This window comes from Centipeda infelix ATCC 43532, from assembly GCF_000234095.1.
GTDB lineage: Bacteria > Bacillota > Negativicutes > Selenomonadales > Selenomonadaceae > Centipeda > Centipeda infelix.
In genome coordinates this window covers 249,411-267,815 of sequence record NZ_JH376798.1, presented here as the reverse complement: position 1 = coordinate 267,815, position 18,405 = coordinate 249,411, and the positions used below count along the sequence as shown (strand labels likewise).

The following is an 18,405-nucleotide window of genomic DNA, read 5'->3' as shown; positions in this document are numbered from 1 at the left end:
GAAGATAGAAAACTTCGTGCAACAGCCCGTGAGATCTGCGGAGAGGATGCTGTGCTCAGTGATGGAAGAGGCGGATGTGGGTCATCGCCATAGCGATACCGTACTTGTCGCACGTCTCGATGACGTTGTCGTCGCGGATCGAGCCGCCGCTCTGCGCGATGTAGGAGACACCGCTCTGGTGGGCACGCTCCACGTTGTCGCCGAACGGGAAGAATGCGTCCGAGCCGAGCGCGACTCCCTTGATGGTGCGGAGGAAGTCACGCTTTTCCGCACGCGTGAACGGTGCGGGCTTCTCCGTAAAGAGTCGCTGCCAGTCTGCCGTGAGGAGCGCGTAGTCGTCCTCGTCGCCTGCCGTATACGCATCGATCGCGTTGTCGCGGTCGGGGCGGCGCACATCGTCCTTGAACGGGAGGGCGAGTACCTGCGGGCTCTGGCGCAGCTGCCAGATGTCTGCCTTGTTGCCCGCGAGGCGCGTGCAGTGGACGCGCGACTGTTGTCCCGCGCCGACCCCGATCGCCTGTCCGTCGACGGCGTAGCAGACCGAGTTGGACTGCGTGTATTTCAGCGTGATGAGCGCGAGCAGGAGATCACGCCGTGCGGCAGTGGGAATGTCCTTGTTCGCTGTCGGGCGGTCGCTCAGACACTCCTCTGTGATCGCCACTTCGTTTCGCTGCTGTTCGAAGGTCACGCCGTACACATCCTTGCGTTCCAGTGCGGGCGGCGCGTAGTTCTCGTCCATCTGGAGGACGAGGTAGCTGCCCTTGCGTTTGCTCTTTAGGATTTCAAGTGCTTTCTCCGTATACCCCGGCGCGATGATGCCGTCGGATACCTCGCCGCGCAGGAACTCCGCGAGGCTCTCATCGCAGACATCGGAGACGGCGGCAAAGTCGCCGTAGGAACTCATGCGGTCCGCGCCGCGTGCACGCACATAGGCACACGCCACAGGCGAGAGCTCGCCTTTCGGCGCATGGGTCGCCCGCGCGAGCGTATCGGAGAGCGGGAGGCCGAGTGCTGCCCCTGCGGGGCTGACATGCTTGAACGATGCGGCGGCGGGCAGCCCAGACATCGCCTTCAGCTCGCGTACGAGCTGCCAGCTGTTCAGCGCGTCAAGCAGATTGATGTAGCCGGGGCGGCCATTCAGCACGGTGAAGGGTAACCCTCCGTCCGCATAGACGCGTGCGGGGATCTGGTTCGGATTGCAGCCGTATTTGAGTTCGATTTCGTTCATTGTAAGCGCTCCTTTTTGCAGTGTGTTGCTTTGTTTCCATTATAACGGCGCACGGCGATATTTTCAACTGAGGTGTATATGTCGCCTTTTCTTTGTCGACGGTTTGTGGTATTGTATGTGCAGGAGGTGGGGGGGATGGAGCACATAGCGGCAATTCTGTTTCTGGTTCTGGCTGCTGCCATATTTGGTGGGATTCTCTGCATGATCCTGATGACCGGCATTCATCTCCTTTTGGATGCCTTTATCACAATTCTTGAACCGCTCGATCGTTTCGTGCACCGCAACGATTTTGCTGCGCTGCCTGCATCGCCTGCGCCGCCGCAAAAGCGCGGACGTTATCTCCCATGAGACGATGCCGCATGTCCCTTTATCGCGTCTTCAGATACTATACAAGGCAGCCATCGCTGCCTTTTTTTGCTGCCGCTCACAAGTGATATTGTGAAAATACTGTATTTTTCTGCGCAGAAGGATTATAATAGGGAAAGAGAGAAAGTGAGGGGATGGCTATGGTACCGCGTCTGGGTCATATTGCATTTTTGAATGTGCTGCCGCTGACGTATGCGCTTGCGCACGGGGCTGCGGAGGGGTTGGAGGTCCTGCGTGCCTCGCCCGCGCAGCTGAACGGGCGGCTGGAGGCGCGGAATCTGGATGTCTCGGGGGTGTCCTCGATCACATACGCGCGTCACGCGGACGATCTCCTCATTCTGCCCGATGTGTGCATTGCCTCGGACGGCGATGTGCGCAGCGTGCTCCTCGTGAGCCGCATTCCTGCGGAGCAGATCGGAAACGCACGCGTCCTGCTCTCGGACAAGTCCGCGTCCTCGCACGCGCTTCTCAAGATCATTCTGCGTCGTGCGTACGATGCCGCCCCGCAGTACGAGACGCGTGCACTTGTGCCAAGCGATCCCGTGCCCGAGGGTGCGGCGGGTGCACTGTTTATCGGGGATGATGCACTCGAAATCTATCACAATCCACCCGCAGGGATCTACATCTACGATCTCGCGCAGGAGTGGAAGCGGCTGACGGGCGCACGCATGGTGTTCGGGATCTGGGCGGCGGCGCGTGCCTTTGCCGAGGCGCACCCCGATGCCCTGCGGATGGTGCACGCGCGAATTGCACGGGCGTTCCGCGACTGGGACAGCGTGAAGGCGGCGGCGATCACGGAGGTGCTCGCGGACGGGCGGTTCACGCGGGCACAGCTGACGGAGTACCTCGGCAGTGCGGTGGTTTGGCAGCTCGATGAGGAGACACGCGCGGGGCTGCGTCTGTTCTACCAATACGCGGCGGAGGATGGGCTGATCGACCGTGCACCCGAGATCGTGTGTGCGCGTGTTTGACGTGACCCCCTCTTTATAGTAAAATATTCTTATCTATATATAAGAGGTGTTATTTAGAGAGAAGAAATGAAGGGAGCGCGATGGAATGAAGATACGAAAACTCCTGTGTACAGCCCGAAATCTCATGCGGAAGGTGCGGCGGCACAGGCAGCTGCGGCACGTTCGCAGTGCACTCTCTGTGGGAACGGTGATCGCTGTGAGCGCACCGCTTGCCATCCATGCGCCCGCCGAGGCAGCGCACATTCTCGTAAAGGAAGGAATGCGCGGCGCGGTGGTGCAGCACGTACAGGAACTGCTGATCCAAGGGGGCTATCTTGAGGGGGCTGCGGACGGTGTGGCAGGTCCCAAGACGCGGGCAGCAATCGAGCGCTGTCAGGCGGCGCACGGCCTCACGGTGGATGGAATCTGCGGCGCAGCGACCTACGGTGTACTCTCAGGTGGTGCGGAGTATGATCCCGTGGCGCTCGGGATTCACGAGGAGCGTGCATATGAGGTGAGCCGCGGCGGCGGCCGTGCGCTCTATGTGTCCGCGACGGCATACAGCGCACATGATCCCGGCAACGGAAGCCACACGGCGACGGGGACCCTTGTGCGGCGTGGTGTGATCGCGGTCGACCCATCGGTCATCCCACTCGGCACGCATGTCTTTATCCCGGGCTATGGAGAGGCGGTCGCAGAGGACATCGGCGGAGCTATTCATGGACAACGTATTGACGTTGCGTTTGATACGCATGCAGAGGCTCTGATGTTTGGGCGACAGGAGCTTGAAATCTTTATCATGGAGTAGTGCAGTAAACGATGAATCTTTCGACGGAGCGGGCGAATGAGTGGATTCGCTGCGCAGCGGCGGCGGGGGCATATTTTCTGATCCTCGTCGCCTGTTATATCAATATGGGGCAGGACATGGGCGCGGAGTATTTTCTCCCTGCGCTCCTTCCCGTTCTCGGTCTCCTCATGCTCATGCAGTACGGGACCGGCGTACCCCTCTTTTCGCGCGGAATGGTGGGGGCGATGGTGCCGGGGCTGCTCTGGTGCCTGACCTTCCCGCTTCTCTATGCATGGACGTATGGGCAGGACTGGTATCGCTCGCTGATCTTCTATGACTTCCTCATCGGGACGGCGAACATACTCGTGCTTGCCGCGCTCGGCGGCGTGCTCTTTCATCTCGGGTACAAACGGGTAACGGCGGCGCTGCTCGCCGTGCTCGGCTTTCTCATGTCACTCATCCCGCTCACGCAGATCGCCTACTATATGACGGTCTGGCACGCACTCAGTCCCGCTTCACTCATGGCACTCTACCTGACGAATTGGCACGAGGCGGGTGACTACATCGAGTCGACGGTGGGGGTTCTGCCCGCCGCACTCGTTGTACTTCTCTTGCTATTGTTAATCTATCTCTCCTACCGCAGCTATCTCGCGTTCGCACAGCACATCTATCCGAGTGCGGAGGGCTCGCGCATGGGCAGTCTTGTCCTCGTCATGATCGTCGCAGCAGGTGTGCATGTCGCACTCATTCCGGAGTGCTCGATCGCAGGTCTCTATAATGATGTGACAAGTTATGTTGAAGAGACGCAGTCGTATGGACTCCATCAGGACGAAAGATATGCATCGCTCATCATCGACACGGAGAATACCCTTGCGGCGCGTGCGCCGGGTACGGTGATCTTCGTCATCGGTGAGTCGGCTTCGCGCAACTATATGCACTACTACACCCCGTCCTTCCCATACGAGAACACGCCGTGGATGGAGCAGATGGCGGCGGAGCGCGAGGGCTTCTACGTCTATCCGCACACCTATTCCTGCTGGACGCAGACCGTGCCCGTCCTCGAACGCGCACTGACGGAAAAGAGCCAGTACAACGACAAGGAGTTCTTCGAATCGGCATCCCTTCTCGACGTGGCGAAAAAGATCGGCTATCATACCTACTGGTTCAGCAATCAGGGGCGCTATGGGCAGTTTGACAGTGCGATCACGATGGTCGCAAAGACGGCGGACGTGGCAGAGTGGACGGACGACTCGTATACCTTCACGACAAAGTTTGACGAGAGCCTGCTTCCGTACCTCACACGTATTGACCCGAACGTGAACAACTTCATTGTCCTGCATCTGATGGGCAGTCACATCTACTACAACAACCGCTATCCCGATGAATGGGCGAAGTTTACTGCCGAAGACGGCGAATCGGCGATGACAAGCGCACCGTCGTACGCGAACAGCATTCTCTACACGGACTACATCCTCTCGCAGATCTTCAGCTATGCCGAGAAAAATCTGAACCTCCGCGCGATGGTCTATTTCTCCGATCACGGGGAAAATCTCAAGATCTCGCACAACCCCGACGTGTTCAGCTTCGATATGGTGCGCATTCCGTTCTTTATCTACCTCTCGCCGGAGTACCGCGCCGCACTCCCGAATCGCACGGCGACGCTTGCGGGGCGCAGGGAGGCGTACTTCACAAACGATATGATGTACGATACGGTCTGCGGGCTGCTCGGTGCACCGTCAAACCGCTACGATCCGCGACAGGATTTCTCAAGCCCTGCTTACGGCTTCACGCGTGAGACACTGACCACGATGTTCGGTAACCACGCGCTGACCGAGGATCATACCGATGAGGGGGCTGGAACAGAAGGAATGACGAAAACGCCGTAAATCAAAGGGGCTGCTGCACAAAGTTTTCTAGCTTCGTGCAACAGCTCCCGATATATTGAAACTTCATATGTTCCAAAGGAGGAGCCGTCATGCACTTCTACTGTGAGCACTGCAAAAAGGAATACCCCATCGCAACGCACGCCTATGTGTGCGAATGCGGGGGGCTTTTTCGTCTGTATCAGAGCGCAATGGACGCGGATGACCGCCACGAGGCGGTGACGCTCGGCGAGCCCGAGACGCCCCTTCTGCCGCTTGTCATCGACGGCTGCTGCTTCTACTTTAAGATGGAGGATCGCCAGCCGACGGGCTCGTTCAAGGATCGCGGTGCGAAACGCCTCATCGGCGAACTCGCGTATCTCGGCATCGACCATGTCGCTGTCGACTCGGCAGGAAACGCGGGGGCGGCGGTTGCGGCGTATGCGGCGGCGGCGGGCATGACGTGCCGCGTCTATGTCCCCGACGACATCTCTGCCGAGCGTGCGAAGCAGATTACGGCATACGGTGCAGAGGTCGTGCGCGTGGCGAACGGGCGCATGAACGCGAGCAGTACGCTCCACGCGGAGCTCGGCAGCGACTACTATGCCTCGCACGTCTACAACCCGCTCTTTGCTGACGGAATTAAGAGTATGGCACACGAGATCTATCATCAGCTGGATGACAGCGTGCCCGACTACATCTTCGTCCCCATCGGCAACGGCTCACTCCTCCTCGGGCTCTATCAGGGCTTTGCCGAGATTGGACGGCTGCCCCATTTCGTCGGAGTGCAGAGCACGAAATGTGCGCCCGTGGTCGAGGCGTTCCATGACCTGCCCGAGATCCCGCACAAAAACACCATTGCGGAGACCATCCGCGTGAGCGCACCGCCGCGCATGGCGGACATCCTCAAAGCCCTGCGCCGCAGCGGGGGCGATGCGGTTGCCGTCGAGGACAGCGACATCCTGAAGGCGGCAAAGATGCTCAATCGGCGCGGCATCTATGCCGAACTCACGGCAGCGGCGGGGCTTGCAGGGGCGAGGGCATTCTTTGCGGACGGTATGCCCGACAACTACCGCGTCATCATCCCTGTGCCCGGCAGCGGGCTAAAGCGGTAGCCTATGCTCCACGCCATCATCGATATCGGCTCGAACACCATCCGCATGGCGGTCTATCGGATCGAAGACCGCTCGTTTGAGTTGCTCTTAAAGCGCAAACATACCGTTGGGCTTGCGGGCTATCTCAATCACGGGCGGCTCATGCGCGAGGGCATCGAAAAGACCGTCAAAATCCTGCGCGGGTTTATGGATTTTATCGATACCTTCCGCATCGCACACGTTCATGCCTTTGCGACGGCGGCACTGCGCTCCGCGACGAACAGCCGCGCCGCCGTGGAGGAGATCACGCGACGCTCGGGCGTTCACATCCGCATTATCAGCGGCGCGGAGGAGGCGGCGTACGACTTTATCGGGGCGACCGCAAGCATTGCACACGCAGACGGTATCATGGTGGACATCGGCGGCGGCAGCACCGAGATCATTCACTATGTCGCGCATGAAATGCAGGGACGGTGGAGTCTGCCCCTCGGCTCACTCGCCATGAGTAAGGCGCACGTCGCAGGTCTTCTCCCGACCTCTGCGGAGTGCGCGGCGATCCGTGCGGCAGTGGAGGACATCCTCGCGGATGTCCCCGACGTGCGTGCCCTGCGCGCCGATCACATGGTCGGCATGGGCGGTGTCCTCAGCAGTGCGAGCCGTATGCACGGGCTGCTTTATCCCGACGAAACACCGCGTATCCTGCGCGTCGCGCATTTCCCTGCGATGATCGAGCGCTTCGGCAGCGGGCAGAAACTCAGCGAGCGCGATACCGCCGTCCTCCTGCGCTCCGCCCCCGACCGCCTCCCCACCATCGTCCCCGGCATGATTGCCGCCCATACTCTCGCCGACACCTTTGCCGCAGAGGACATCCTCTACAGCGACTCGGGCGTGCGTGAGGGATATATATGGAAGGAGATTATTGGGGTGGATGAAAAATGAACGATAGAGATCCTTAAATACGCCCGCAAACAAACATCTCTGCAACGCAGCTGCGCCCCTCCGATCATTGGAGGGGCGCAGTTCTATGTCGTATGCAAATGTCAAAATCCGAGTGCTCACTCCTCGGAATCGCCTACCCACTCGTCGTCGAAGATGGGGGCGTCCTTGACGAGGGCGACGATCTCCTGACGGATCTTCTCGATCTCCTCGGGGGCGAGGATGGTGGTGAGCGGCTTGGCGAGCAGTGAGCCGATGTAGGCAATGTCCTGTTCTGCCATGCCGCGCGTTGTCGGACTTGAGGTAGACAGACGCAGGGCGTGGAGGTACAGCCCCGAGTTCATCGTGGGTACGCTGTCGGGCTTGACGCGGATGCCCATGCGTCCGATTGCCTTGACCGCCTCGCGCATGTCGATGCCGGCGGCGGTAGAGGCGAGAACAAGATGGGTGTCCGTGCCGCCGCAGAGGACGGATGCCCCGTGGTCGGCGAGCGTGCGTGCAAGCACCTGTGCGTTTCGCACGACCTGCTCAGCATAGGTGCGGTAACTGTCGCTGCCCGCCTCGCGCAGGACAACGCCGAGCGCGGCGAGGTGATTCATGTGCAGAGCCTCGTGCCCCGTGTTGATGACAGCGGAATCCATACGTGCAGCGAGCTCGCTCTTCGTGAGGAGGATGGCACCGTCAGGGCCGCGCAGCGAGTCGCGCGTGGAGAAGGTGACGACATCGGCAAGCGGCACGGGCGAGGGGACGAGCTTGGATGCGACGAGCCCGGCACTCTGGCTGATGTCGACCCAGAAGTACGCATCGACGCTCTGCGCGATCTCGAAGAGAATCTGGTAGTCGATGGTGCGCGGGTAGCTGACGGGGGAGAAGATGATGAGCCGTGGCTTTACGCGCTCCGCCTGCGCCCGTACTGCACCCCAGTCGATCTCCTGTGTACCCGGCTCGATGCCGTAGTTCTCGAATTTGTACGAGAGACCTGCGACGTGGTCCTTTTTCCTGAGGTTAAAGGAAAGGACAGTGTCGCCCGGCTCCAGGAGTGCCTGAAAGACGACGCGCGAGGCAGCGACGATGTTGCCAAGGCGGACGATGGCGTGGTCGCAGCGAAAGAGATCCATGGCGCGCTGACGAACAATGCCGGCGAGGTGCAGCCCGCCGGTTGGGGTATCGTCCCTCCGGTCAAAGATGCTGTTCGTCAGGATGCTGCCCTCAAGGTATTTCGCGAACGGCGACATGGCGTTCATGTTCGGCATGAGGGAGAGGGTGTAACGCTGGCGTTCTCGCTCCTCCTCAAGCAGATTGTAGATCTCGGGGTCAAATGTCTTCAGGTGGCTGACGACTTCTTCACGTTTCATGGATCATTCTCCTCTTCCGTAAAATGGGGGCCGTTTCCCCATTTCGTTAATGTTGTTTCCTTAGTATACCATATTGTACCGCACAGGTCACTCATTTGTTGACGTTTCTGAATATTTTTATGGGAAATCAAAGCTCCCGCATGCGACGCAAGTACACATGCAGGAGCGGTAGAGCGTGCGGATGCCTTCGTCCGCACCGATGGATGGGTGATATTTTTATTGGAACAGATTCTTGAGGATGTTCCGACGCTCGCTTGCTGCGTGCGTATGGACCGCGATACCCTCGCCCGAGACGGGGCAGTCAGCGTGCGCCATCGCATCGAGGTTCATCCATTTGTCGGAGAAGAGCGGCTTGTCCATGATGAGCTTGCCGATGCTCATACGAAGTGCATCCTGCTGCATCTCACTGAGCGAACCTGAGAGTACGCCTGCGAGGGCATCGGCGACGATCTCCATGTCTCCCGCCGTGAGCCCGCGCGTCGTCGGGTTCAGTGTCGAAAGGCGCAGTGCCGAGAGCATGAACGCCGCACGCATGGTCGGAATCCGATCGGGCTTTACATAGAGCCCGATCTGCGCGAGTGTATGCACGGCATCCATGAGATCGACCCCAGGTGCGGGTGCCGCCAGTACGAGATGCGTCTCGGTACCGCCGCAGAGCAGCGCCGTTCCTCTTTTTTCAAGTGCGGCGGCGAGTGCCTTGCTGTTCGTGAGTACCTGCTCCCCGTAGGCGCGGAACTTCGGCTGTGCGGCGGCGTGCAGGGCAAAGGCGAGCGCTGCGAGGCGGCTCGTATGCAGTGCCGTGTGCCCCGTGTTCGTGACGGCGGCATCCAGCTGCGGTGCGAGTTCCTTTTTGCAAAGCAGGATTGCGCCTTCCGGACCGCGTAGGGAGTCGTTCGTCGGGAAACTCACCACATCGGCACACGCAACAGGCGAGGGAATGAGACCCGCCGCGACAAGCCCGACACACTGACCGATGTCCACCCAGAGATAGGCCCCCACGGAACGCGCAATCGCCGTGAGGTGCTCATAGTTCGGAATGCACGGATAGCTGACGGGGGAGAAGACGATGAGACGCGGCTTGATACGCTCTGCGATCTGTGCAACCTCATCCCAGTCCACCCGTTGAAGACCTGGATCGATGCCGTAGTTCTCAAAGTGGAAATTCAGCCCTGCACAGTGCTCTTGCTTGCGCAGGTTGAACGAGAGAACGGTATCCCCCGGCTGCAGCAGACCGAGCAGTGCCACGCGTGAGGCGGCGGCAATGCCTCCGAGACGCACAACGGCATGTTCGCTGCCGAACAGCTCCTGTGCACGCGTGCGCACCAGCTCCTCGATGGAGGAGGTATGCGTTGCGCCATACATCTCAAGTGTGCTGTTGGCGAGCGCACTCCCTTCGATGAATGCTGCGAGGGGGGACATGGCACTCTCCGTGGGGATCAGTGAGAGTGCGTAGCGGCGGCGATGGCTCTCATCCTGCAGGAAGGTGTAGACTTCGGGGTCGAATGCTTTCAGATGATTGAGCAGATCTTCTTTTTTCATGGTGGTTCTCTCCTCATAGATGCACAATGAAATGACAGGCATATCAGATGGATACACCTGTCATTGATGAACAGCGCCAATTTTCAGTTCGCATAGTTCACGGTCGTGCACAATGTGGAGCAATGCTCCTGCTGCCGTTTATATATAGTAGGTCAATCTATCAGCAATTCTTTAGAACGGCCATACGAGCGGGATGACGACAAGGCAGACGATCAGCGAGATGATAACGAGCGGAACGCCAACCGTGACATAGTCCATGAAGCGGAATTGACCGGGACCCAGGACGAGCGTGTTCGGCGGGGTCGCGACGGGCGTGGTGAACGCGCAGGATGCCGCGATGCCGATCGCCATAACAACCGGATAGGGGGATACGCCGATGGTCTGGGCGATGGAGATCGCGATCGGCGCGAGGAGTGCCGCCGCCGCCGTGTTTGACATGAACTGCGTGAGACCGCAGGAGAGGACGAACATTGCTGCGACGATGACCATGGGCGCGGGGCTGTCGCCGATAAGGCCGACAACGAAGTCCGCGATGAGCTTGCCTGCGCCGCTGTGATCCATGGCACTGGCGAGCGGGAGCATTCCCGCGAAGAGGAAGATGGTCGTCCAGTCTACACCCTGATATGCCTGCTTCTCCGTGAGACAGCCCGTGAGGACGCAGAGCAGACCGCCGATGATGGCAGAGGTCTGCATCGGGACGTTGATCTGCTTTTCGAGCACCATCGCAACGACAACACCGATGAGGATGGCAGCGCAGATCATCATCTTGCGCGGATCCTTTGCCTCCTCTTCCTCGCCCGCAACAGCAACGCTGTCCACGAGGCGGCGCGGGCAGAGCTTGCGCCCGATCGTCAGCATGTAGATCATGCCGACGATGGAGAGGGGGATGCCGATCCATGCGAACTCAAAGAAGCCGAACGGCGTGAGACCACTCGCACCGAGGGTCGCACTCATGAGGATGTTCGGCGGCGTGCCGATCATCGTAATCGTACCACCGACATTCGCCGCGACTGCGAGTGCCATCAGCTGCGGTGAGACAGGCAGCTTTGCAGCGGCGCAGATCTGAATGACGACGGGCATGAGGCAGGCGACTGTCGCTGTGTTCGAGGACACGGATGAGAGAACAATCGTTATGAGCATCAGTGCTGCCATCAATGCACGCTCGTCATTGCCCGATTTTTTGACAACCGCGATGCCGATTTTTTGTGCGAGTCCCGTCTGGAACATCGCTGCGCCGATGATGAACATACCGGCAAAGAGGACGACGGTAGAGTTGGATAACCCCGAGAAAACCTGTGCAGGGGTGAGCACCCCGAGAAGGCCGAGCGCGATCGCCGCGCCCATTGCCGTGACGGCGAGCGGGATAATCTCGGTGGCGAAGAGAAACGCCGCTACGCCGAGAACACCCAGTGTCAGCATTGCTGCATCCATGAATACATCTCCTATTCATACAGTTCGTTTGAAATCGCTGCGGGTATCAGCGATCCTGTTAGTCTCCTTGAACTCATCGGAGACTTTCTTTCGACAAACTCTAAAATTCTCTCTTTTGTAGTATTTTCCTTCTGAAAATTAGGCGAAAGGTCATGAAACTTTCGCATTGAAACAATAAACAACAGTTATTATATGCTTAGTTCATTATTCAAATAGATGAATTTAGATGGGCGATCGCATTTTTCCGAAAAAACTTGACAAAGTTTATAGGATTTAATTATACTGTATGGACTTCATAAGCAGATTCGGTGCCGAAAGGCATAACAGGGAAATCGGGAAGCGCAGCCGTTCGCCGCGACTTCATAAGCCGATGCGGTCCCGCCGCCGTAATGCAGAGAAAACCTCAGGAAGCCGTGTGTGCGCGCTTCGACCACTGGGAAACCGGGAAGGTGAGGCGGACGATGATGCAGAGCCGGAAGACCTACCGAATCTCGTGCGCCGGAGTGCTGCGCCCCATGGGGGCGTGCGCCCTCCTCTGCATCCTGCGATGGACAGGACGGCAGGTTCTTTTCGTGTGAGAAAGCCCCGTCTGCCGTGGACGGGGCTTTTGTGCGAGCGATGCCGTGTGAAGTTGGAAGTTGTGTATGGGGGAACGCGGGCGATATCTGTCCGTGTGGATCAAGGGGGAAATGAACATGACAAAACGAAAGCTGGCTCTTGCGGTCGCACTTGCGACGGTTGGCTCGGTATGGATGGGTGCGGCAAGTGCCGCAGAGAAGACGGAGGCGATGGACTCCTACGAACTCGCACCTGTCGAGGTAGAGGGCGTGCGCACTGCTCCTGTGGAGGAGGAGAAAAACAGCCTTGTGAGCAGCACGGGCGGCACGGGATTCCTCGGAACGAAGGATGTGATGGATGTCCCGTTCCGTCAGACGAACATTACGCAGAAGGCACTTACGCAGTACGATGACGGCGCGAATCCGCTGCCGAATGCACTGCTTATGTCGCCGTCTGTGCGCACGAGCACGAGCACGATGTACAACGACTACTCGATCCGCGGCTTCCAGATGAACGCGTATCAGTTCAAGGTGAACGGTGTGCCGGGGCTTTTCTCGCAGACGAATATGCCCGCGAACTTTGTGGAGCGCATCGAGGTGATCTCGGGACCCGCGATCGGCATCCACGGTACGACAAACTCGGAGTCGGCGGGCGGCTCGGTGAACCTCGTGACGAAGAAGGCGGAGTACGGTAAGGAGCGCGTGACCTACAAGCAGACGATCAATGCGCGCGGTGCGCTCGGCGAGGTGTTTGATGTCGGTAAGCGATTCGGCAAAGACGAGCAGTGGGGCGTGCGCATTAACGCGGAAAATATCCAAGGAAAGACGGCAATTGAGCGTGAGAAGCTGACGACACGCGATTTCTACATCAATGTCGATCACAAGGATGCAAGGAGTACGACGAATCTCTTTGCGGGTTACCGTTACACAAAGAATGAGGGCGGTCAGCGGTACTTTGCCTTTGACGGGAAAGGGGCAAACGCCTATACGGGGGATCGTCTGCCCGATCCGCCGAGCGGCAGACGCAACTATAGCTTCCCGGGGCAGCAGATCACCGTCTCCACATGGTCGGCGGCGCTGAACCACGAGCAGAAGCTCAGCGAAAATTGGAAAGCGTTCCTGAATGCGGGGCACAGCTACAACCTCGGGAGCGGTTACGTACAGACCTCGGCGAGCCGTCTCTATATGCTCGATGAGCAGGGACATTTCCAGAATACGCTGAGTGCGGAGAAATATGCGCTGCGCAATTCCTACGTGCAGCTCGGCGTGCAGGGGACGTTCCACATCGGGCAGGTAAAGAACGATGTCGTCCTCGCCGTTGACCGCAACTGGTACCGTGCGTACTGGGGCTATCGTGTGAACGGTTCGACAACGATTCCTCCGTTCGGCAGCATGGCGGGCAGCTTTGCGGACGGGGTCACGAGCTTTACGCAGAACTATCCGTATTCTGCGGTAACAGGTCCCATCAAGACGGGGATGACGCGTTACTCGGGGATTTCCGTGACGGATACACTGGAGTACGGTAAGGCATCCGTTCTGCTCGGTATCCATCATCACAGCGTGGATGTCACGAGCTACAACAAGGCGACGGGCGCGGCGACCTCCAACGTACACAGCAGTGCGAACTCGCCGACGTACGGCATCGTCTACAAGCCGACGGAGGATCTCAGCCTCTATGCGAACCACTCGCAGAGCTTCGACAAGGGCTCGGTCGTGGGTGGCGGCCGCATGAACACGGGGGCGATGCTTGCGCCCGCTAAGACGAAGCAGAACGAGATCGGCGTGAAGTATCGGAAGAACGGGATCAGCGCAGGGCTGAGCCTGTTCCAGATCGAGCAGGATCGCTCGATGGATGTGACTTACGGCAGTGATCCGAAGCCGACAACGGTCATGGAGGGAAAGAACAAGCTCAATGGCATCGAGCTGAGTGTCTCCGGGCAGGTCGCCCCAAAGTGGACGCTGACGGGCGGGCTCATGCACCTGGCGACGGAGCAGCAGACGAACACGGTATATAACGGCAAGGATGTCGCGGGCGTTGCGGACTGGAGCGCGATGCTTGCCGCCGAGTACACGGCGGACGCAAAGACCTCGGCGTTCTTGCGCATGGTCTGGTCGGGCAAAGCACCGATCTATACGAGCACGGCAAAGCAGCTCGATGTGCCCGCCTATGTAACGGTCGATCTCGGCGTGACGTACAAGACAACGCTTGGAACGGTGCCGACGGCATTCAGCCTCACGGCGTACAACGTCCTCGACAAGCGCTATTGGATGTCACGTCCGACGTATAATTACGGGATTCAGGGCAATCCGCGCAGCGTTATGCTTTCGATGCAGATGGACATCTAAAAAAGGAGTGGGATTCGCTGCTGGGCGGCGAATCCTTTTTTACGGGGGATATCATGAAGAAAAATATATTCCTGTACGGCATCGTTCTCTGCCTCCTGCTTGCGCTTGCGGGCTGCGGAAAGGACACGGCAGAGCGGGCGAACGGAGCGGATACGATCACTGTGACAGACAGCATCGGGCGCGAAGTGACGGTGCCGCATCCGCTGACGCGCGTCGTCGTGTCGAATGCCTACAACGCCGAGCTTATCAATGCGGTTGGGGCGATCGACACGGTGGTCGGCGTTGACAACTACATCTTTAACGATGAGGCGGGCTTTAAGGGCAAGTTCAAGCAGGATCAAGTGATCGGCGCGAACCAAGGAAATCTGAACTATGAAAAGATCATCGAGCTGCAGCCGCAGGCACTCATCCTCACGGGGAACGGCGGATGGGAGGACGCGCAGGAAAAACTTGCGCCGTTCGGCATCGCGGTCATCGTGGTCGATGCGTACTACACTCGCGAGTTTCAGGACAACTGCACGCTGATCGGCAAACTCTTCGGCAAGGAGGCGGAGGCGGCAGAGCTTTCGTCGTTCTTTACGGAAAAGCTCGACTACATCAAGCGTCAGACAGCGGATGTGCCGAAGAAGAAGCTCTATTTTGAGTACCGCACGGAGGGCAAGACCACCGTGCCCGGCGACTATTTCTATGACATGGTGGAGTATTCGGGTGCGTACAATATATTTGGCGATGCAAAGAATGTACAGGTGAATCCGGAGGCAGTCATCGAGCGGAATCCCGCGTATATCGTGAAGGTCTCTGAGCCGAAGGTGAACTCCTCCTACGTCCCGCCGACGGCGGAGGATCATGCGCGGATTCTGAGCGAACTCAAGTCGCGCGAGGGATGGGATACAATCGATGCGGTGAAAAACGACCACATCCTCCTGCTCTCACACTATGTCCATGGCGGCGCATCGAAGCTCGTTGGGACGATGTATATCGCGAAGTTCCTCTACCCCGATCAGCTGCCCGATCTTCACCCCGAGGATGTGTTCAAGGTATGGCTTGAGAAATACCAGCATCTCCCATATGTCACGGGACATACTCTGCCAGCCTTCCCACTGTCGGGAGAGGAGCGCTGATGCTCGAACAGGAATATCACGCACACGGCCGCCGCTGCGTACTTGCCATCGCGGTGGGGGCGTTGCTGACGCTCGTTGCGGCATTCTTCTTTACGACGCTCGGGATGAAGGATGCGGGGGCTCTGCAGACGGTGGATGCAGTTGCTCGGTACTTTGACGGGACGATTGACGGCGGTGCGGATGCGGCGATGAACAAGATCATCCTGCTGCTGCGTCTGCCTCGTGTCCTGCTTGCGATCATCGCGGGGGCGGGGCTCGCGCTTGCCGGGGCGCTCATGCAGTCCGTGACGCGCAACTATCTTGTGAGCCCATTTACGCTCGGTATCTCGGCAGCGGCGGCGCTCGGTGCCTCGCTCTGCATTGTGCTCGCGGCGGGGACGGCCATGGATAGTGACCTCGGCATTATCACATCGGCGTTCCTGCTCTCGTCGGCGTGCGGCATCATCGTCTACGGCATTGCACGGCGGTCGGATCTCAGCCCGACGACGATTGTGCTCGTCGGCATTGCGCTGAACTACCTGTTCAGTGCGCTCACGGCGACGCTTGAGTTCTTTGCGCAGGAGCACAAGCTCGCGGCGGTCATTCAGTGGACGTTCGGCTCGCTGCACCGCGCCTCGTGGGAGTACGTCGCCATCGGCGGCGTGATCGTGACACTCGGGCTTGTTGCCGCACTGTTCTACGCACTGCCGCTCAATGTGATGGCGGTGAGCGAGGATGAGACGGCGCGCAGTCTCGGCGTGAACCCTGCGCGGCTGCGCACGATCGCAGGACTTGTCGCGGTCCTTATGACGGCGACGATCATCAGCTTTACGGGGGTGATTGGCTTCGTGGGGCTGATTGCGCCGCATATGGCGCGGTTCCTGATCGGGACGGATCACCGCTTCTATCTGCCGTTTACGGCAGTGCTCGGAGCGGCGCTCCTCCTCGTGTCGGATACGGTCGGAAAGCTGATCCTCTATCCCGTGACAATCCCCGTGGGCATCGTCATCTCGTTCCTCGGGGTGCCGCTCTTCATCCATCTGATTCTGCGCAGGGGGAGGTCGCTGACATGAGTGGGGAAAAACGCCTTGCAGTGGAGCATATCTCCTTCGGCTACCGTGCGGAGCGGCGTATCTTGGACGATGTGTCGCTCTCCGTTGCGCCAGGCGAGGTGCTCGGACTCCTCGGTCCGAACGGCACGGGGAAAACCACCCTCATCAAGTGCATCGCACAGCTCCTGCGCCCCTCAGCGGGGACCGTGTACGTTGACGGTGTTGATCTCTCCGCGCTCTCTGCGAGTGAGATTGCAAAGCGCATCGCCTATGTGCCGCAGTATACAGGCGCAGCATTTGGCATGACGGCACTGCAGGCGGTGCTGATGGGGCGTCTGCCGTATGCAGGCTATCGCTACCGTGCGGAGGACGAGCGCATCGCGTTTGATGTGATTGCGCGCATGGAACTCACAGACTTTGCCTTTCGCAATATCAGGGAGATGAGCGGCGGTGAACGGCAGCGCGTCTTTATCGCGCGTGCACTTGCGCAGGAGACAGGGCTCATCATCCTCGATGAGCCGACGGCGAGCCTCGACCTCTACCATCAGCTCTTTATTCTGCGCCTTATCACGGAGATTGCACGGCGGGACAGCATTGCCGTCCTCATGACCATCCACGATCTCAACCTCGCCTCACTCTTTTGCGATATGATCCTCATGCTGAAGGATGCCCATGTATTCGCATACGGGCGGGCGCAGGAGGTGCTGACTGCGGAGAACATTGCGGCGATGTACGGCGTACAGACACGCGTCACCGTCGAGGACGGGGCAAAGCACGTGCGGCTGTTGAAGGATGGATAGGAGGGGTCATGCGCATATTTGTTTTGATGCTCTCGTGTGTGCTGCTGTTCTCTGGGGTCGGCTGCGGGGGCGTGCAAAATGAGCGGGCAGGCGGCTACACGGTGACGGATGCCGAGGGGCGGACGGTCGCTTTTGATCAAAAGCCTGCGCGCGTTCTGAACTATGGGCTCTGGCTCGACGATATTGTACTGGGGATGCTGCCGCCGGAACGTCTCGTCGGGATCGACCATCTCGCGGATGACCCGAACAGTTCGAACATCGTCTCCATCGCGGAGACGATCCCTGTGAAGCTGAATCAGCCGTCGGCGGAACAGGTCGTTGCCCTGCATCCCGATGTTGTGTTTCTGGACACGGGAAAAGATGCAGCAGTTGCGGAGAGCCTGCGCGATCTCGGCATCCGCGTCGTCGCGTGCCGGAAGCCGCGCACGCCGGAGGAGGTTCGTGCGGCAGTGCAGCTTGTCGCAGCTGCGCTTGGTGAGGAGGCAAAGGGCACTGCCCTCATCGCCGCCTATGACACGGCATGTGCGGAGCTCACGGAGCGTGTTGCAGAGATTCCAACCGATCAGCGAAAGAAGGTGCTCGTCATCTCCATGTCGCCGACGTTTGGGAATCGCGGCGGGCTGTTCGATGCGCTCTGCACGATGGCGGGCGTTACGAACGGCGCGGCAGAGATCGGACTCACGGCGGGGCAGTCGCTGACGAAGGAGCATATCCTCGCGGTGAATCCCGATGTCCTGATTGTACCGGTTTGGAACGACCACGGCAGCTACGACATCGACAAGTTCAACCGGGAGTATCTGGACGATCCTGCGCTCCAAACGGTGAAGGCGATCCGTACGCAGCGGATTGTGCGTCCGCATGAGGGCTACATCTACAACGCCTCGCAGGACATGGTGTTCGGTGCACAGGACATCGCGCACCTCGCCTATGGGGATTTGATCGAACCGCCTGTGGGGAGGCATTTGACGGTTGCGGAACAATAGGAATATATTTTAGGAGGAC

Annotated in this window: 15 protein-coding genes and 1 riboswitch; of the genes, 11 read left to right on the top strand and 4 right to left on the bottom strand. The window is 59.1% G+C overall.

The annotated features are described in order from the left end of the window. Window positions 1-55: 55 nt before the first annotated feature. Window positions 56-1,228, bottom strand: a complete 1,173-nt coding sequence (locus HMPREF9334_RS04505; protein ID WP_006692316.1) for a phosphoribosylaminoimidazolecarboxamide formyltransferase — start codon at window positions 1,226-1,228, stop codon at window positions 56-58. Window positions 1,229-1,363: 135 nt separating this feature from the next. On the opposite strand from HMPREF9334_RS04505, the gene HMPREF9334_RS04500 reads away from it, so the two are divergent. The 6 genes from HMPREF9334_RS04500 to HMPREF9334_RS04475 all read left to right on the top strand — a co-directional run bounded on the left by HMPREF9334_RS04500 (window position 1,364) and on the right by HMPREF9334_RS04475 (window position 7,226). Next, complete coding sequence (locus tag HMPREF9334_RS04500) at window positions 1,364-1,576, top strand: hypothetical protein (RefSeq protein ID WP_006692315.1); 213 nt, start codon at window positions 1,364-1,366, stop codon at window positions 1,574-1,576. A 158-nt stretch (window positions 1,577-1,734) separates the two neighbouring features. Next, window positions 1,735-2,565, top strand: coding sequence for a menaquinone biosynthesis protein (locus HMPREF9334_RS04495; RefSeq protein WP_039957286.1), 831 nt, complete (start codon window positions 1,735-1,737; stop codon window positions 2,563-2,565). 85 nt (window positions 2,566-2,650) lie between these two features. Beyond that, window positions 2,651-3,352 carry a 3D domain-containing protein gene (locus HMPREF9334_RS04490; protein ID WP_039957284.1) on the top strand — a complete coding sequence of 234 codons (702 nt, stop codon included), beginning with the start codon at window positions 2,651-2,653 and terminating at the stop codon, window positions 3,350-3,352. A gap of 11 nt (window positions 3,353-3,363) precedes the next feature. Beyond that, on the top strand, window positions 3,364-5,217 hold the full coding sequence (locus HMPREF9334_RS04485) for a phosphoethanolamine transferase (RefSeq protein WP_006692312.1): 1,854 nt from the start codon (window positions 3,364-3,366) through the stop codon (window positions 5,215-5,217). An 89-nt stretch (window positions 5,218-5,306) separates the two neighbouring features. Further along, window positions 5,307-6,308, top strand: coding sequence for a pyridoxal-phosphate dependent enzyme (locus tag HMPREF9334_RS04480; protein ID WP_006692311.1), 1,002 nt, complete (start codon window positions 5,307-5,309; stop codon window positions 6,306-6,308). 3 nt (window positions 6,309-6,311) lie between these two features. Further along, window positions 6,312-7,226, top strand: coding sequence for a Ppx/GppA phosphatase family protein (locus HMPREF9334_RS04475; protein ID WP_006692310.1), 915 nt, complete (start codon window positions 6,312-6,314; stop codon window positions 7,224-7,226). Window positions 7,227-7,342: 116 nt separating this feature from the next. On the opposite strand, the gene HMPREF9334_RS04470 is transcribed toward HMPREF9334_RS04475, so the two are convergent. The 3 genes from HMPREF9334_RS04470 to HMPREF9334_RS04460 form a co-directional block, all read right to left on the bottom strand. Then, window positions 7,343-8,578, bottom strand: coding sequence for a serine hydroxymethyltransferase (locus HMPREF9334_RS04470; protein ID WP_006692309.1), 1,236 nt, complete (start codon window positions 8,576-8,578; stop codon window positions 7,343-7,345). 216 nt (window positions 8,579-8,794) lie between these two features. Further along, window positions 8,795-10,117: a serine hydroxymethyltransferase gene (locus HMPREF9334_RS04465; protein WP_006692308.1), complete on the bottom strand. Its 1,323-nt coding sequence runs from the start codon at window positions 10,115-10,117 to the stop codon at window positions 8,795-8,797. 171 nt (window positions 10,118-10,288) lie between these two features. Further along, complete coding sequence (locus tag HMPREF9334_RS04460; protein WP_006692307.1) at window positions 10,289-11,548, bottom strand: SLC13 family permease; 1,260 nt, start codon at window positions 11,546-11,548, stop codon at window positions 10,289-10,291. A gap of 289 nt (window positions 11,549-11,837) precedes the next feature. Next, window positions 11,838-12,051, top strand: a riboswitch (cobalamin riboswitch). A gap of 192 nt (window positions 12,052-12,243) precedes the next feature. On the opposite strand from HMPREF9334_RS04460, the gene HMPREF9334_RS04455 reads away from it, so the two are divergent. The 5 genes from HMPREF9334_RS04455 to HMPREF9334_RS04435 are packed head-to-tail and all read left to right on the top strand — an operon-like array spanning window position 12,244 to window position 18,386. Beyond that, window positions 12,244-14,451, top strand: coding sequence for a TonB-dependent receptor (locus HMPREF9334_RS04455; RefSeq protein ID WP_039957365.1), 2,208 nt, complete (start codon window positions 12,244-12,246; stop codon window positions 14,449-14,451). A 53-nt stretch (window positions 14,452-14,504) separates the two neighbouring features. After that, window positions 14,505-15,572: an ABC transporter substrate-binding protein gene (locus HMPREF9334_RS04450; RefSeq protein ID WP_006692305.1), complete on the top strand. Its 1,068-nt coding sequence runs from the start codon at window positions 14,505-14,507 to the stop codon at window positions 15,570-15,572. After that, window positions 15,572-16,624 (top strand): FecCD family ABC transporter permease, encoded by a 1,053-nt coding sequence (locus HMPREF9334_RS04445; RefSeq protein WP_006692304.1) that lies wholly within the window; start codon window positions 15,572-15,574, stop codon window positions 16,622-16,624. The genes HMPREF9334_RS04450 and HMPREF9334_RS04445 overlap by 1 nt, the downstream gene beginning before the upstream one ends. Then, window positions 16,621-17,403 carry an ABC transporter ATP-binding protein gene (locus HMPREF9334_RS04440; RefSeq protein ID WP_006692303.1) on the top strand — a complete coding sequence of 261 codons (783 nt, stop codon included), beginning with the start codon at window positions 16,621-16,623 and terminating at the stop codon, window positions 17,401-17,403. The genes HMPREF9334_RS04445 and HMPREF9334_RS04440 overlap by 4 nt, the downstream gene beginning before the upstream one ends. An 8-nt stretch (window positions 17,404-17,411) precedes the next feature. Continuing rightward, window positions 17,412-18,386 carry an ABC transporter substrate-binding protein gene (locus HMPREF9334_RS04435; RefSeq protein WP_006692302.1) on the top strand — a complete coding sequence of 325 codons (975 nt, stop codon included), beginning with the start codon at window positions 17,412-17,414 and terminating at the stop codon, window positions 18,384-18,386. Window positions 18,387-18,405: the final 19 nt, after the last annotated feature.